Origin of the sequence: Amygdalobacter indicium, assembly GCF_029101545.1 — a bacterium.
GTDB lineage: Bacteria > Bacillota > Clostridia > Saccharofermentanales > Fastidiosipilaceae > Amygdalobacter > Amygdalobacter indicium.
Genome location: NZ_CP118866.1, coordinates 1,237,473 through 1,253,433, shown reverse-complemented (window position 1 = coordinate 1,253,433; position 15,961 = coordinate 1,237,473). Strand labels below are relative to the sequence as shown.

Here is a 15,961-nt window from a genome sequence, read left to right as displayed (position 1 = left end):
GAAACTTATTCTCTATTATACCTTGATTTGAATATTTGCGGAATGTTTGCGCGCAACAACTGCGCTCATTGCCTAAATTTCGGTCGGTAAAAGTGCGGCAAAACAGGAAATACTCGCTCCGCTACGTAAGCTGTATTTGCCCTATTTCTTACTAAAGATTATCATGGTTTCAGACAGCTTCAGACGATGGAAGACGTGTAGAAGGCGGAGCAGAAGGAGAAACAGATGCGGGAATTTTTACCGAATATAGATACAGAAAAATTGAAACGGGCTTTTCAAATAAAAGAAGCCTATGATCGGGGCGAGTTGACTTTGGCTCAAGCGCAGGCGCAGCTGCAATTGCAAGTTAAAAGTCTGCAACCGTATGAAGTTGCCCTGATTGAACAGGAATTGAAGCCGGAAGTTGAAGATGAATGTCGGAAAGAAGATATTCAGGCAATGATTACTTTGTTCGACGGCGTTCTGGTGCGGGAACGACCGGATTTACCGCCGGAGCATCCTTTAAGTTGTTATTATCGGGAAAATGACAAAATTCGTGAAATATTGGGGCAAATTCAGGAGCTGGTGCAATATCCGGCAATTAAAAATCAATGGTTGGCCCTGTATGAGCCGCTTTCTGCCTGGCGCAAGCATTTACAACGCAAACAGAATCAACTGTATCCGCTTTTGGAACGCAAGGGTTTTACCCGCCCGACGACAACGATGTGGACCTTGGACGATTTTGTCCGGCAAGAAATCGACAGTGCGTATAAATTACTGCTGAGCGCCGAAGAGACAAGTGTGGATGGCAACATGAGTTTGCTGACAGCGGCGAACGAGGAAAAATTCATCAGCTTGCAGGCTGATATTGTGGCGGATGTCTTGGATTTGATGCAAAAAGAAGAGACGGTTTTATATCCGACATCTTTAGCGTTAATTACCCCGGAGGAATTTGAATTGATGCGCCGCGGCGATCAGGAAATAGGTTTTGCCAATATTACTGTCAATCCGCCGGATGCTGCTGCCGAAACGACAACAGCAACGCCCGGCACTGCTGCCGGCACTAATGCGGGCACTGCCGCCGACATTTCGAATTTTGCCGCTGATTTAGCGGCCCTGGTGGGAAAATATTATCCGCAGCCGCAAGCAGGCGGCGAGTTGGAAGTCAGTAACGGTAAAATGACTTTGGAACAAATTAATTTGCTTTTCCGCCATATGCCGGTAGATTTTTGCTATGTCGATGAGAATGAAATTGTTAAATTTTATAATGACACGCCTAAAAGGGTTTTCCCGCGCTCGCTTAATGTTATAGGCCGGAATGTGAAAAATTGCCATCCGCGCAAAAGCGTCCATATTGTGGAGGAAATTATTACCAAGTTCAGAAGCGGCGAACAGGAACAGGCGGAATTCTGGATTAATAAGCCGGATGTTTTTATTTATATTCTTTATACGGCTGTCCGGGATAAAACGGGGAAATTTCGCGGTATTCTGGAAATGATGCAAGATTGCACGCACATTCGCTCTTTACAGGGTTCCCGCACTTTATTGACTTGGGAAAAGGAGGCGGCGCCCGCAAACAACGAGGCGTCTGCTGCGCCTAGCGTCGGGCAGGCAGCTGCCGTCCCGCCTGAAAAGGTGCAGAAAATCGTGCCGGAGGAGATTAACGCCGAGACGATGCTCAAAGATTTGTTGGCGGCGGATAAAAACTTGAAAAGTTATTTATTCACTCTGAGCTTCAAATTCCGGGCGTTGGATACGCCGTTGGCCCGAATTATGCTACCTAAGGCCAAGGTCAGCGATATGAGTGAGCGGTCGGGAATTCCCCTAAATGAATTGTTAGCCAAGTTACGGGCTTATTTCGCCGATAGGCAAAAATGACGGCGAGAGAAGATAACGGACGTTCTCAGTTTGCGGAGTCAATTCCCACAAATAAATTTAATCAAGTATAATAGAAAAAAACGAGCAGGAGGGGCGATTGTGAATATTACGGTATTTTGCGGTGCCAAAATGGGCACGAAAGAGATTTACGCCCGAAAAACGGCAAATTTAGGTAAATGGATAGCGACGAACGGTCATCAACTGATTTACGGCGGCGGTAATGACGGCTTGATGGGTCTGCTGGCCGATACAGTATTGCAGAACAAGGGCAGAGTAATTGGAATTATGCCCGGCTTTCTGATTGAACATGAAGGTGCGCACAAAGGTTTAACGGAATTTTACGAAGTGCCGGATATGCTGGAACGCAAGAAACGTTTAATCAATATGGCCGACGCTTTTATCGCTTTACCCGGCGGTTTAGGAACTTTGGAAGAAATAGCTGATGTCGTATCTTGGGCCAAAATCGGGCAGAATGATAAACCTTGCGTTTTTTACAACATTGCTTCATATTATGAACCTTTGAGGCAGCAGCTGGACTTAATGGTACATGAGGGTTATCTGGGGCAGGCGCAAAGAAATAATGTTTTATTCTCCGACAGCCTGAACGAGATAGCCGAATATATCAACACTTATCATGTAGTGGCGGAATTTTAACGGAGGAACGCATGCATATTTTAGCTATAATTTTCGGCTTTATGCTGGTTATTTATTTGGTCCTGCTTTTGGGCAAGATTCAGATGCAACTTTGGGAAGGTAAAGAGCCTGAGAATACCTTGAATATTTTCTCGATTTATTTGAAGGTTGCCGGCGGCAGGAACAGCGACAGTAGAGTGCACGAGATGGATTTGTCCACATTAATTCAAACGATGAAGGCGTCTATTGCTGAAAAAAAAGAGGCTAAAAGAGAAAAAGCCGCTAAGGACAGCAAGCCGAAGGCCGCAGCAGACAGTGCTGATGTGCAAGTGACGCAAGCGACTGCAACGGCAACCGAGCAGCCTGCTTCGGAGCAGAAGCAAGAAGAGCCGAAAGTTGCCGCCGCATCCGAGTCGAAAGTCGCTGCTGCCGAAACACGAGCAACGAAACCCGTCGCCACTGAAGAACTGAAAGCCGTCGCTGCCGAGCCGAAAGAGCTGAAAAATCCGGAAGTCGTCACATCCGAGCAGGAACCGGCTGCTGCCGAAACGCAAGCAACGAAAGCGGCCGCCACTGAAGAACCGAAAGTCGCCGCTGCTGAGCCGGAGTCGAACGAAACGGCCGGGGAGACAACGCATACAGAGGCCGAGAGCAAAAAAGCTTGACATATCAGCGTAACAAAAGGCATTTATAATGGGCAAAATTACTCTTATTTCAGGAAGGTCACATTATTATGCCGACAACCTTAATTAATTCAGAACAAACTTGGCTTATTTGGGGATTCCTTTTAATTGTTACAGCTGTAGCCTTAAAATTGGAACAACGCTACAATTGGGCCCAAAAACTTTCAGCTGCCGTTATCGGCTTGTTAGGCGCTGCCATCTTAACCAATTTACGCATCTTACCTTTGGAATCGCCTGTTTACGATAACATTTGGACATATGTGATTCCTTTGTCCATACCGATGTTGCTTTTTCAAAGTAATTTACGGCGTATTTTCCGAGAATCGGGGCGCAGCTTAATTCTTTTCGGTATCGGGGCGCTGGGAACTATTGTCGGAGCTGTGGCGGCACATGCTCTTTTAGCAGGCCTCATCCCTAATTTGAGAGAAATTGCCGGGATGATGACCGGCTCTTATATCGGCGGCGGCGTTAATTTCGTCGCTTTAGCCCAAGTCTTCAAGCTTGACAAAACTTTAGTTTCCGCGACGACAGTTGCGGATAACTTCAATATGGCACTATATTTTATTATTCTGGTGACCATCCCGCGCTTAGGCTTTTTCCAAAAACATTTTCACCATTTGCCGCAGGTTGAGACGGCGAAAAAGGCAGAAAAAGCTCAAGCCGGTTTGACGCCGGTGGATTTGGCTTATTTGTTTGCCGTTTCCGCTGCGATTGTTGCCGTCAGCAATAGTGCCGCCGACTACTTTGCCGCCGTGATTCCGGCAGACAATTTTTGCAGCAATTTAGTGCGGCAGTTATTAGGTAATTCATATTTAATTATTACAACTGCTACCATGTTGTTGGCCACGGCCTTTCCGCGTTTTTGCGAACGTATTAAAGGCGCCGATGTGGTCGGTAATTTCTTAATTTCCATTTTCTTCGTCGTTATCGGCGTCCCGGCCAGCTTACCTTTAATCATTAAAACGGCACCGTTATTATTGCTTTTCTGCTTTATTATGGTTTGCTGTAATATGCTTTTTTCTTTCGTCGGCGCCAAAATTTTCCATTTCAGTCTGGAAGAGGCTATTATTGCTTCCAATGCCAATATCGGCGGCCCGGCTACAGCTTCCGCCATGGCTATTTCGCAAGGGTGGAACTCTTTAATCGGCCCCGGTATTTTTGTCGGCTTATTCGGCTATATTATCGGCAATTATCTCGGGACAATTGTCGGCAATTTGCTGTAAGCGGGCGTCAGGCGGCAGCTTTTGTGTCGCCTGACAAACTCTGAAAACAGGTATTTTTTACAAAAAACGATTAAGGAACAATGGTTATTATGAGCTTGGAACAATACGCATCCCTTACCGATGATATAGAAAGAAAGCTTGATGAAGCAGATAGGATTGCTGCCGAATCTTCTGTGCGCCTTTCTAAGGTTGATGTCTTTGAGCATGTAAGGAGCAGAATCAATGATAAGCAAAAAACGCTATAAATTAACATTCCTTCAGATTCACTCTTGCGTGCTGCCTTCAGATAGCGTAAGCAACTTTGGAGAAAAATAATCCATACAAAAAGCCCCCAGAGGCGCAGTGATCAGAATCGCCAGAACGGCAACAGATAAGATAATCGGACCGCAGGCCAAACCGCAAGCTGCCGGAACGGAACCGATAGCAGCCTGAACTGTTGCCTTGGGCAGATAAGCCAAAGCGCAGAAAAACTTTTCCCGCAAGAGGAGTTTGCTTGGCCATAAGCAGATGAAGACCCCGACAGTGCGAATTATAAGTGTCAGGAAAATCAGCAGAACTGCAGCTAAACCGGCATTTAAGGTGTATTTTATATCGACGGCTGCACCGACAAGAACAAATAAAATCAGCTCGGCCGCCAACCAAAGCTTCCCCAATTTAGCAGCTAAATCGGCAGACAGTTGAGCTTGAGTACGTTGCTTGAGGGTCACAGCCATACTGATAATTGCTAAAAGACCGGAAAAGGCAATTATTCCCTGCAGTTCTTTTTCTACAGCTAACAATAGCAAAGATAGACCGAGAATAATAATGAGCTTCAGGCTGTTACGCAGAGAACGCTGCCGCCGCTTCAAGTACTGAAAAACAGCGTGCAGGAGATAAGCGCAGATTATGCCGGCAATAATACCTAAGACGATGGCAAGGGGTACATTAAGCAGCTTGCTGAAGTCGGAACTTCGGCCTTGGAGCATACTGAGAAAACAGCTGAATAAAACAATGACGAATATATCGTCGCACGAGGAGCCGGCGATAATCATAGCCGGGATCCCCTTGTTTGTACCCAAACCTTTTTCCATATATTGCACCATGCGCGGAACAACGACAGCCGGAGAAACGGCGCCCAAAACACTACCCATCAGGGCAGCTTCCTGTATATTAATATGCAACAACAGGGGAGCGAAGAGCGTATAAGCGGCAATTTCGCAGGTGGCCGGAACAAAAGATAGTAAAATTGCCGGCAAACCGACTTTTTTTAAGTCCGCCGAATTTAAAGAAAAACCGGCTTTGAGCAGAATAATCAGCAAGGCTAATTGGCGTAAATCACCGGAAATATTTAAAATTTTCGCATCAAACAAATTAAGTACATACGGACCTAAAACAATACCGGTGAACAACATACCTATAAGTCCGGGTAAATTAAGTTTGCGACAAAGTGCAGCTGCGGCTAAGCCGCCCAAGAAAATAAATGACAATGATGTTAACATCAAATTCTCCCTCCTGCCGCAGGAAAACGACAACTTCCTGCGACCAACAAAATTCGCAGAAGTCATCAGCTTAAAGCGGTTCAGGTTTCCCTTGGGAGAACTTCATTCCCATTAGGAACATTATACAACAAAAAACCTCCAAGTTCTATGAACCTGAAGGTTTTAAGAAGCACGATAATTGCGGACGAATTAAGCTTCTTCGCCGCCTTTACCTTTTTCCGTCGTATCGACACCGGAGAAGTTAACACCGGTATCTTTCGGCTGATCAACCGTGAAGATATAATCTTTACCGGGCAGAATGGAATTCAACACAATACCCAAAATAGCAGCCAGCGCAATACTCGACAAAGTAATTGTGACGGAGGAGATATTGAAAGTTAAACCGTTTTTGAAACCGAGAGAAACAACTAAAATGGTTGCAGCCACGATTAAGTTTCTTGATTTGGTGAAATCTACCTGACTTTCTACCAGGTTACGAACACCGATAGCGGAAATCATGCCGTAAAGAATCAGGGAAACACCGCCGATGATAGCACCGGGAATGGTTTGAATAAAAGTACTCAGGACGGGGAAACAACCCAGAACAATGGCAATAACGGCAGCAATCCGGACGATTTTCGGATCGTAAACTCTTGTTAATACCAGAACACCGGTATTTTCACCGTAAGTAGTATTGGCAGGACCGCCGAAAATAGCGGAGAACGAAGTGGCAATACCGTCACCCATTAAAGTTCTGTGCAAGCCCGGATCGGCAATGTAATTTTCTCCGGTTGTCGCGCTGATAGCTGAAATATCACCGATATGCTCCATCATTGTCGCCAAAGAAATCGGCACAATCGTTAAGATGGCACTCAAATCAAAAGCCATAAACTTGCTCGGTTCAACCGGCAAAGCCAACCATTGAATATGTTGAAAGGCGGAAAAGTCGACATTATTGGTTAAGACAGCCAGAATATAGGAAACGCCGATACCCATAATAATCGGAATGATTTTCAACATGCCCTTGGCCCAAATGTTACAAATTACCACCACGGCGATAGCGACAATAGCCAATAACCAATTCTTGGAAGCACTGCCGACAGCGGAAGGAGAGAGGGTTAAACCGATAGCGATGATAATCGGACCGGTAACCACAGGCGGGAAGAAACGCATAACTTTGCGGGTGCCGAAAGCCTTGATCAAGCCGGCCAAAACCAAATAGACCAAACCGGCGACAAAGACACCGCCTGAAGCTAAAGCAATTTGATGACTGTCGGCTTTACCGTTAACTAACGGGGCGACTAAATTATAACCGCCGATAAAAGCGAACGAGGAGCCTAAAAAAGCGGGAACCTTACCTTTCGTGAACAAATGAAAGATTAAAGTTCCCGCACCGGCCATCAGTAATGCCGTGTTAATGTTCAATCCCGTCAGAATCGGAACTAAAACAGTGGCTCCGAACATCGCGAATGTATGTTGGAAACCTAATAAAAGTATCTTGCTTTTCGGTAAGACGCTAATGTCGCGAATCGGTTCATCACCGATTTTGACTTTACTCAAAGTTGCCATGCAAACCTCCTGAATCAATGCTGTAGGTTAAATTACTACGCAAATTGAAGGTATTATGAACTAGAAGTGAAGAAAATGCAAGTCGAATTCTGACGAACTGAGAAAGTTAGAGAAGTCGGACGGGATAAATTTACCAAATATCTGCTGCTTTAGGGCGGTAAACAGGGGAAAATTTGCTTTCTATAGACAAAAAAGCGGCGAAAATCTGTCCCTTCCGGAACTGCAATTTGTCAAATTAACAAATTAAGCGCCCAATCAATTTTTCATCTCGTAAACACTGACACTGGGGAAAGCGAAGTCCAAATGCAGCTTGTCGGCCAGTGCCATGGCCTTATATAAAGCTTCAGCTCTGGTCCGGACCATCACATCGTATTCTCTTTCGGCATAAAAATCGGCCGTAATAATCAAAGCGGAATCAGCCAGTTGGGAAAGGTAAACTTTATGCTTGCCGAATTTCGCATAATTCTCAGCCAGATAAGCGTCATAGCGGCGGCAGAATTCTTTAATTTCCGGTAATTGACTGGCATAAGTGAAACTGAAAGTCAGCTCCAACCGTCTTCTGGTCCGCTGCCCGGCTGTGTTGATGGCGGATTGGGCAACGAGAGAATTGGGCAACGTGAAAATTGTTTCATCCAGAGCTTTGATGCGGGTGGAACGGATACCGACTTTGGTTACAATCCCCTCATGTTCACCGATTTTGATCCAGTCGCCCAGTTCAAAAGGCCGATCCAGCATCAGGGCCAAAGAAGCAAATAGATTACTGATGGTATCTTTCGCCGCCAAAGAGATTGCCAGGCCGCCCAAGCTCAAGCTGGCCAGCAAACCGTTAATGTTGTAAACCCAAAGAGACAAAATGGAAATTGCGCCGACGACAAAAACCAGAATCTTCACGGCAATGGCAGCATAATTCAGAAAAGAAGGATTATTGAGCACTCCGGCATACGTCGCTTTTTCCGGCCTGTGGGATATTTGCTCCAGTTTAACAGCATGAACCGCATCAATCAAAATATAAATTAAATAATAAAAGCAAATTTCACTGCTGCTGCTCAGAATCTTCCGTAAAGTCGGCCAAAAAGGCAAATCTGCGCCTAAAATTTTGCAGAAAAGCTGAATCAGATACAACAAAATTAAAAGGTAACAGGCAAAAATTAAACTTAACTTGTAAGAAGCGGTAAGTGTGGCGATTACCTGAAATTTCTGCTCGATTTTGCGCCACAGAAAATGGAGAAAACGTTGACCTTTAACCAGAAAAAGCAGCAACAATAAAAGATAAAAGGCAATTAAAGGCAGCATATTGTCCTTAGCCTCTAAAAATTTCAGCCAAGACAGCCAATGGACAGCAATCAGATACATAAAGTACAACGCCTTTCCGCTTTCTCAATTCCGCTCGCGCTTGCGTTTACTGCAGCATTCGCAGGCAGCTTAAAGCAATTTTTTTTAATATATGCAATAATAGATAAAGCATACCATAATGTGATTTCAAAGAGAAATAATTTTATGAACAGTAAAAAACGAATTTTGATTTTAGCAACCGGGGGAACGATAGCTTCCGCTCCCACTAATGACGGCTTGGCCCCGCGTTACGGAATTTCGCAAATTTTGGGCGCCAACTCGCTTTTACATAATTACTACGATTTGACGATGCGGGATATCCTGCAGTTGGACAGTTCTAATATTCAAATCCCCGAATGGCAGCTGATAGCCCGGGCCATATATGAAGAACGAAATAATTTTGCCGGCATTGTCGTGACGCACGGGACGGACACGATGGCTTATACATCGTCAGCTTTGGCTTATATGCTGGGAAATATTAATCTGCCGGTAGTTTTGACCGGTTCACAATTCCCGGTAGATGTCCCATTAAGTGACGCCCATGATAATTTACAAACCGCATTGGCTATGGCCGCTTCAGGTGTCCCGGGCGTGTTTTTGGCGTTTAATCGGCAGGTCATACTCGGAACAAGAGCCGCCAAAGTCAGAACCTTGGACTTTCAGGCCTTTGAAAGCATTAATTGCCCGCCTTTAGCGAAAATCAACTCCGCCGGTTTATGTTTCAATCAGCAGGTTTTGCAGTCGGTGCAAAAATTACGGCAGGCGGACGAGCCTTGTACATTACGCTTGGAATTGTTACCGGCAGCCTTCCTTTTGAAATTAACACCGGCATTTAATCCGGAACTTTTGGATTGCTTACCGGGTTTAGGCTATAAGGCGGTACTTTTGGAAGCCTTCGGCATCGGCGGCATTAATTTTTTGCATGCCAATATGTTGGAACGGATTGAAAAACTCCTGCGCGCGCACATCGCTGTCGTGGTAACCAGTCAATGCCTGTATGAGCAATCAAGTCTGAAAGTTTATGAAGTCGGTCGGAAATTGCTGGATTTAGGCGCAATTGAAGCTTTCGATATGGTGACGGAAGCGGCAGTGACGAAACTTTATTACATTTTGGGTCAGGCGGCCAAACTTAATTTAACGGGCAGTGAACGCCTGAAATTTGTCCGCAGCTGCTTCCGCCGGAATTTAGCCGGTGAAATTAATTTACCGCCAAGTTAATCAGGGGGAGAAGCAGGAGGCAATATGAGAGCAATTAATCAGGATATAAGCAAGCATTTGAATGCGGCAGCCGTTTTGATTTTCCGCCAACTGCTGGCAGCCGGTTATACCTGTTATCTGGTCGGCGGTTCCTTGCGGGATGTGCTTTTAGGCCTGCCTTTACATGATTACGATTTTACAACTTCCGCCAAGCCGGAAGAAGTGGAGCGGGTTTTTCAAAATTACAGAGTGATTGAAACGGGAATTAAACACGGAACGGTGACGGTTTTAATCGACGGGCAAACTTACGAAATTACTACTTATCGGCTGGAAACGGTTTACAGCGACCATCGGCATCCTGACAGCATAACGTTTGCTTCCGGGTTGGAGGAAGATTTGGCCCGCCGGGATTTTACCGTTAATGCTTTAGCTTGGTCTCCGACAAGCGGGCTGGTTGATTTGTATGACGGCTTGGCTGATTTGGAAAAAAGGCTTATCCGCGCCGTTAATGTGCCTGAACAGCGCTTTCAGGAAGATGCTTTGAGAATTTTACGCGCCTTACGTTTTGCTGCCGTTTTACGTTTTGATATCGCGCCGACAACAGCCGCCGCCATTCGGAAAATGCTGCCTGATTTGGCATATGTTTCGACGGAAAGAGTGACGACGGAATTGGATAAATTGTTTAATGGCGCTGCTGCCGTTAAAGTCTTGCTCGCTTACCCGGATTTAGTAAATTACAGTTGCCCGCAATTAAATTTGCCGCCGACTGAGAAATTGCTGCCTGCCTGTACATCCAAAGTATTGAGAGAATTTCGCTGTCAGCACGACAACAGGCCGCTTATTGCCCGCCATTTGGCGGAAATGGCTCCTTATACTTCTGCAGGCTTGCGTGTTTTGCGCGATTATTTTGTCGACAAACAGGCTGATCCTGATAAAGTTGAGGAAAATTGGCGCAATTATCAGCAGGAAATGCTGACAACTTTCGCTTGGGCGACATTTTTACGCACACCGGCGGCGAACGCTTTATCCGCCAAGGAAATTGCCCGAATTTTGTGCTTTTCCAACTTAAGGCGGCATTTCCTTGGAATTTGCCTGGAAATTTTAACACCGGAAAAATTGCAGACGATCAGCAAAGCCGTTAATGTCTCCGATGTGAACGAACAGACGGCAACTTATCCCTGGGGACAAATGTTACTCGAATATGGCGTAGAAACTGTAACTGTCGGCTTGCTTTTCGCACTTACCCTCGTTGTTGTTCCGGACAGCTGTTTGAAAAGTTGGCAGAATTACTTGCAGACACATACCTGTTGGAGCTTGAAAGATTTGCAGTTCAACGGAGCGGATTTAAGAAAAAATCGGCCGGAACTGCAGGGGGCGGAGATCAATAAAGCCCTCAAGCAGCTGCACGCAGCAGTACTTGAAGGCCTTGTACTCAACGATAAAGAAGCTTTAACAGCCTATGTCCTTAAACGTCTTTAAATGTCTTTGAAACAACTCCGCTACTAATATTTCTGATGGAAAAAAGGATTGCAGGCTAAATCTGCCGGAATTTTCCAAGAAGAAGTCAAGTTGAAGGGCGTAAAATTCAAGCCGGCCGGTGCAGGCAGACGCTTAAATTGCTGACTGATATAACGCTTGCTGAAAATAGCCAACGTCGCTTTAATTTCTTCCTTACTGAAAGTTCGACAGGCGAAAACATTGGAATAAGGTGCGAAAGATAAGGCGCTTTTTTCAAGTGCGGCAATATTCTCCGGGGAAAAAGTTAAATAAGCCAAAGTCAGCAAATCGTCTGTACAATAATTCGCATCCGCCAAGTGATAAAAGAAGAAATCATGCAGAACATAAGAACCGACTTGCTTTTGTGTCGCTTGCTGCTGTTGTCCCTCGGCATCTAAAGGTAGAAGCTCCGGACTGATAGCGTGCGCGGAGATAGCCTCCAAAGCTGCCTGCAAAGCTGTAGAAGAAACACTTGTCTTAAATTGCTTTAACCAGGAGGGGAAAGCTGCCAACAAAGGCGGCATCATGCTCTTGGGAATGCCGATATTAGGATTGAACATACTCATCTGATCGCCGTTATAAGTACAAAAACCAAGGCACTCTTCGCTTAAATCTCCCGTCCCGACCACAAAGCCGTGCACCTGATTCGCCTTATCCATGAGAATTTGTGTCCGCTCTCGAGCCTGAGCATTTTCAAAAGCCACATCATAACAGCCTGCCGGTTGCTCAATATCGCTGAAATGCTGTTTACAGGCTGCTGTAATATTGATAGTTAAATCACGCAGCCCTAAAGCTTTAACCAAATCGTCAGCTTGTTTGCAAGTATCGCCGCTACTGCCGAAACCGGGCAATTTCACGGCATAAATATAATCAGTCGGTAACTGACCGAGTAAGCAGGCGGCATAGCAGGATAAAACGGCAACCGTCGAATCCAAACCGCCGGACAAACCGAGCACCAAAGCCCGGGAACGGGTCAGACGCAGACGCTTGAGCAGACTCAAACCTGACAATCTCCATAAATTGCCGTAAAAATCAGTCTGATCGGCAGACTGAGAATAGCAGGGAGCAAAACCGCGGAAATTAACGGACTGCAAAGCGGCATAACTTTGAAAAAGATACGGTGCCGGATTGAAGAGCCGATTTACAGGTGCATGCAAATCGAAATAAGCGTCACAGGCGCAAGTCTCTGCCGGAACTTCACCCTTAGAGCTTAAGAAGGCTTGCAGGCGGGGGACGGAGAACGAACAGGTTAAGGAATGCTTATAAGAAAGAGTAGCGGCCTTGGCCAAGTAATCCGCACTTCTATCGTCGGCATAGCAGTTTTCCGTGAAATAATCGCTGATATCCGGAGTTTCTTCTGCCAGACACAAATCACCCTCATAAGCACTGTAAGCTGCCTGCATCAAATAATTGTCGGAAGCACTGAAAGCGCCGCTGTTAACGCTTATTAGAGCCAGTTTCGCATTCTCGGCCAAGGTGGCGGCAGTCTTTTGCAATTTGGCGGCATAAGCGTAATTATAGGGAGCATCGGCGACGTGAATTAATACATTTGCTTTACAGGCAGCCGGCTGATAACTGAAAATATCATCACCGACTGCAAGTTCTATTCTTAAAGGATTATAAGGTCCGAAAATCGGCAACAAAAAGATGTTTGAGGCCGGCAAAGCTGCGGCAGCAGCGGAGACTTGCGCAAAATGCGCCGACTCACGGCCGCTTGGCTGCGATTGAGCGGCGGTAGCGACGATTTTACCGTGACAAATAGCTACAACTCCGTTATATTGGGCCGTCGGTGTAATAATAGGAGTACCGAAGATACAAACAAAATTGGTCGGCCAGGTGATAGAGGCTAACAGTATGTCTTGTAAATAATGTTGAACCTGATCGATGATATCGCCGGAATTGTGTAAATCTTCCAGATAACCGCCGGTTAAAGCCAAAGCCGGCATAACGGCCAGAGCCCGTTTTTCCGCGATAGCTTTTTCGGCCGTGGCGATGATTAATTTACTATTAAAGGCGATATTTCCCGGTTTGCAGGCCGGAGAAATTAATTGACAATTCAAAAATAATTTTCCCTGTTCTGATTGTTGCATATATTAAATCCTTTCATATCCTTTCACTCACATGATAACTTAATATTATAACAAAGTCGGACGGGAACGGATGCGGCAGCTCGCTGAACGAAAAATATTATTTTTTCATTACAATAAAAGATGATAAATATTATTTCTGCTTTGATGTAAATTGTTTTATATCCCGACTTTTCGGGAAAACAGGAGGTTACGATGACGGAAAAATCTGCTTTTAATTTGAAAAATAACTTGTTGCCCGTGTAACTTTCGTGTAATATAAGAGGCATGAAAAAAACACTATCTTATCTGTGTGATGTGTGGAGTGCATATGGAAAGCTACAATGAAAATGATATAACGCCGGCTGCTTCTGCCGGTATTAGAAAGACTTCGGTACCGGGTTTACAAAGAGAGCCGCAGGCAGCCAAATTACCTATTCGTCGAGTCGAAGATACCTACGATACAACAGCTGCGCCGACAGATTCGGCTACCAAGCGTTTTCAGCCTATAGAAGATAATCGCCTCCGGTCAGGCGAAGGTGAAGTCCGGGGATTGCGACAGACTTTGCTTAATTTTACACATAAAGCCACGCCGGCTGCTCAGTCTGCGCCGGCCGCACCGCTTGCAAGTTCCGCACCGATGACATCGGCTGCAACTTCTGACGCTGCACAGGGAAACGGGACAACTGCAGGCGGCTTACGCAGCTTTGCGCCCGGTATTATTAAGCACCTTGAAGCGCAGACAGCAAGCAGACAAGCGGAACAGCCTGATTCGCTTGACAGCGATTCGGAACAGGATTCGGGCAACGGCAAGGATTATCGGAGTAATATTGTGCATTTAACACGCCGGCAACCGCTCAATCCGGAGGTAGCAGTGACGGATAATCAGGGCAGTTTGCCTCAGGAACGGACAGCACGCCCGGCGGAAAACACACAGGATAAAGAGGCTTTGGAGTTGGCTCGGGCCAGAGAGGATGCTTTCCGTTTGTGGGAAGAACAAAGCTCACCCAAGCGACGCCCGGATATAGATAATGGCGCTAATAACGCCAGATTGTTTGCTGCCAGACAGGCTACATTGCGCAGACAGGCGGCTTTGCCTAATTATGCTCAGGCAACGGACGGCAGCAATGCTTCCGAGTTCAATCATGATATGTTTAATCAGTCCAACCAACTTGACCGCATTAATCAGGTCTCAAACCGGACTCCGATTAATCGACCGGTACAAATGGCTGAAGCTGAGCAGAATAATCAAGCTCCGATGACGTCAATACCGCAAGTGCAACAGATGCCGCAAGTGCAACAGATGCCGCAGGTGCAACAAATGCCGCAGGTGCAACAAATGCCGCAGGTACAACAGATGCCGCAGGTAGAACAAATGCCGCAGATGCAACAGATGCCGCAAGCTGCGCCGTTCCCTTATGTGGCCGATAATTTTACCGACGGCTTGGAAAACTCCGAATACCAACCGGTCGGCGGCTTTTATCAACCCGGATCGATGACGGAAGATAACATGGAGCGTATGCCCCGTATCCCGGATCCTGATAAAATGCCGGATTTGCCGGGAATGATGCCGCAGACGGACAACTATAATTCCGTTGCCGAGAATTTGCCCGAAAACAATCAAACACCGAATATTAAACGTCCGGACTTACAACGAAATTCACAGCCGAATTTACAGCCGGACAGTGAAAATGTAACAGAAACGGCTAACGGCAAAGAGAACATTCCGCCGGCTTATATGAAGGCTTTGAACAACGATACGGGACTGGTGGGAGCTTTATTGACATCAGGTCAGGACTTATTGGAAATAGCAAGGAACCTGTTCACTAATTTCCCGGAAGACTCATGTCGCCTCATCAATCAGTCGAAATCAATGGCCTTTGTTCCTGTCAGCGTGCTGTACTTTATTTTATCTTTAATTTACGGTTCGACAGCATCTAAAAATATCGGCTGGCTCACCTCGATGGGCGGTGAAAGCGTTTGGTACACTTTGCTGATGACGGTTTTGACAACAGTTTTGCATATTGCGCTGTTAATCGGCATCTTCGCTTTGGGCAATTATTCCAGTTACAAGAAACGTCCGTTTATGGCGGTTTTGAACAGCGTTGCGGCAGTTTTGCTCTTGCGTTCGGTTTTCATTCCGGCTTACTTGATTTTCGGACTCTTTTCCGATGGTCTGGTCAACATCTTTCAGACGCTCTGCTTCGTGTTCATCGTGCTGTTTACCGATAAAACTCTACGAGGACAAGGCAGTCTTAAATTCAGCAAACAGGCAGATTTGGTCGCTTTAATCGCTTCCTGTCTGGTCAGTCTGCTGCCGGTAATTTTGGCTATTTTAATTTAATAGTAAATGTTAAACTCGGCGATAACTTGAACTTGTCGGGAATAATAGTACAATAAGTGTGTATAGATAAGCGGATAAGATATTTATCCCTTATATTTGGAGG

The 15,961-nt window shown here is 45.8% G+C and carries 12 protein-coding genes and 1 riboswitch; of the genes, 8 read left to right on the top strand and 4 right to left on the bottom strand.

The window, feature by feature from the left end:
- Nucleotides 1-225: 225 nt before the first annotated feature.
- The 5 genes from PYS60_RS05300 to PYS60_RS05280 all read left to right on the top strand — a co-directional run bounded on the left by PYS60_RS05300 (nucleotide 226) and on the right by PYS60_RS05280 (nucleotide 4,641).
- On the top strand, nucleotides 226-1,857 hold the full coding sequence (locus PYS60_RS05300) for a DUF438 domain-containing protein (RefSeq protein ID WP_315568253.1): 1,632 nt from the start codon (nucleotides 226-228) through the stop codon (nucleotides 1,855-1,857).
- Between the two features lie 99 nt (nucleotides 1,858-1,956).
- Entirely contained in the window at nucleotides 1,957-2,511 is a 555-nt protein-coding gene (locus PYS60_RS05295) for an LOG family protein (RefSeq protein WP_315568251.1), read from the top strand.
- A gap of 11 nt (nucleotides 2,512-2,522) precedes the next feature.
- Nucleotides 2,523-3,155, top strand: a complete 633-nt coding sequence (locus tag PYS60_RS05290) for a hypothetical protein (RefSeq protein ID WP_315568250.1) — start codon at nucleotides 2,523-2,525, stop codon at nucleotides 3,153-3,155.
- 68 nt (nucleotides 3,156-3,223) lie between these two features.
- Entirely contained in the window at nucleotides 3,224-4,396 is a 1,173-nt protein-coding gene (locus PYS60_RS05285) for a DUF819 family protein (RefSeq protein WP_315568248.1), read from the top strand.
- 80 nt (nucleotides 4,397-4,476) lie between these two features.
- Complete coding sequence (locus PYS60_RS05280) at nucleotides 4,477-4,641, top strand: hypothetical protein (RefSeq protein WP_390866520.1); 165 nt, start codon at nucleotides 4,477-4,479, stop codon at nucleotides 4,639-4,641.
- 18 nt (nucleotides 4,642-4,659) lie between these two features.
- Here the strand turns inward: PYS60_RS05280 and PYS60_RS05275 are convergent, their stop codons facing one another.
- The 3 genes from PYS60_RS05275 to PYS60_RS05265 form a co-directional block, all read right to left on the bottom strand.
- Nucleotides 4,660-5,874, bottom strand: a complete 1,215-nt coding sequence (locus PYS60_RS05275; RefSeq protein ID WP_315568246.1) for a cation:proton antiporter domain-containing protein — start codon at nucleotides 5,872-5,874, stop codon at nucleotides 4,660-4,662.
- Nucleotides 5,875-5,923: 49 nt separating this feature from the next.
- Nucleotides 5,924-5,993, bottom strand: a riboswitch (Fluoride riboswitch).
- A 70-nt stretch (nucleotides 5,994-6,063) separates the two neighbouring features.
- Entirely contained in the window at nucleotides 6,064-7,422 is a 1,359-nt protein-coding gene (locus PYS60_RS05270) for a uracil-xanthine permease family protein (protein ID WP_315568245.1), read from the bottom strand.
- Between the two features lie 255 nt (nucleotides 7,423-7,677).
- Nucleotides 7,678-8,775 carry a mechanosensitive ion channel family protein gene (locus PYS60_RS05265; protein ID WP_315568244.1) on the bottom strand — a complete coding sequence of 366 codons (1,098 nt, stop codon included), beginning with the start codon at nucleotides 8,773-8,775 and terminating at the stop codon, nucleotides 7,678-7,680.
- A 144-nt stretch (nucleotides 8,776-8,919) separates the two neighbouring features.
- Here PYS60_RS05265 and PYS60_RS05260 point away from each other — a divergent pair, with 144 nt between their 5' ends.
- Entirely contained in the window at nucleotides 8,920-9,972 is a 1,053-nt protein-coding gene (locus tag PYS60_RS05260) for an asparaginase (protein WP_315568243.1), read from the top strand.
- 24 nt (nucleotides 9,973-9,996) lie between these two features.
- Nucleotides 9,997-11,430: a hypothetical protein gene (locus PYS60_RS05255; RefSeq protein ID WP_315568241.1), complete on the top strand. Its 1,434-nt coding sequence runs from the start codon at nucleotides 9,997-9,999 to the stop codon at nucleotides 11,428-11,430.
- A gap of 23 nt (nucleotides 11,431-11,453) precedes the next feature.
- Here the strand turns inward: PYS60_RS05255 and nadE are convergent, their stop codons facing one another.
- Complete coding sequence (gene nadE / locus PYS60_RS05250; protein ID WP_315568239.1) at nucleotides 11,454-13,538, bottom strand: NAD(+) synthase; 2,085 nt, start codon at nucleotides 13,536-13,538, stop codon at nucleotides 11,454-11,456.
- A 307-nt stretch (nucleotides 13,539-13,845) separates the two neighbouring features.
- On the opposite strand from nadE, the gene PYS60_RS05245 reads away from it, so the two are divergent.
- Nucleotides 13,846-15,858 carry an ABC transporter permease gene (locus PYS60_RS05245; protein ID WP_315568237.1) on the top strand — a complete coding sequence of 671 codons (2,013 nt, stop codon included), beginning with the start codon at nucleotides 13,846-13,848 and terminating at the stop codon, nucleotides 15,856-15,858.
- Nucleotides 15,859-15,961 lie beyond the last annotated feature (103 nt).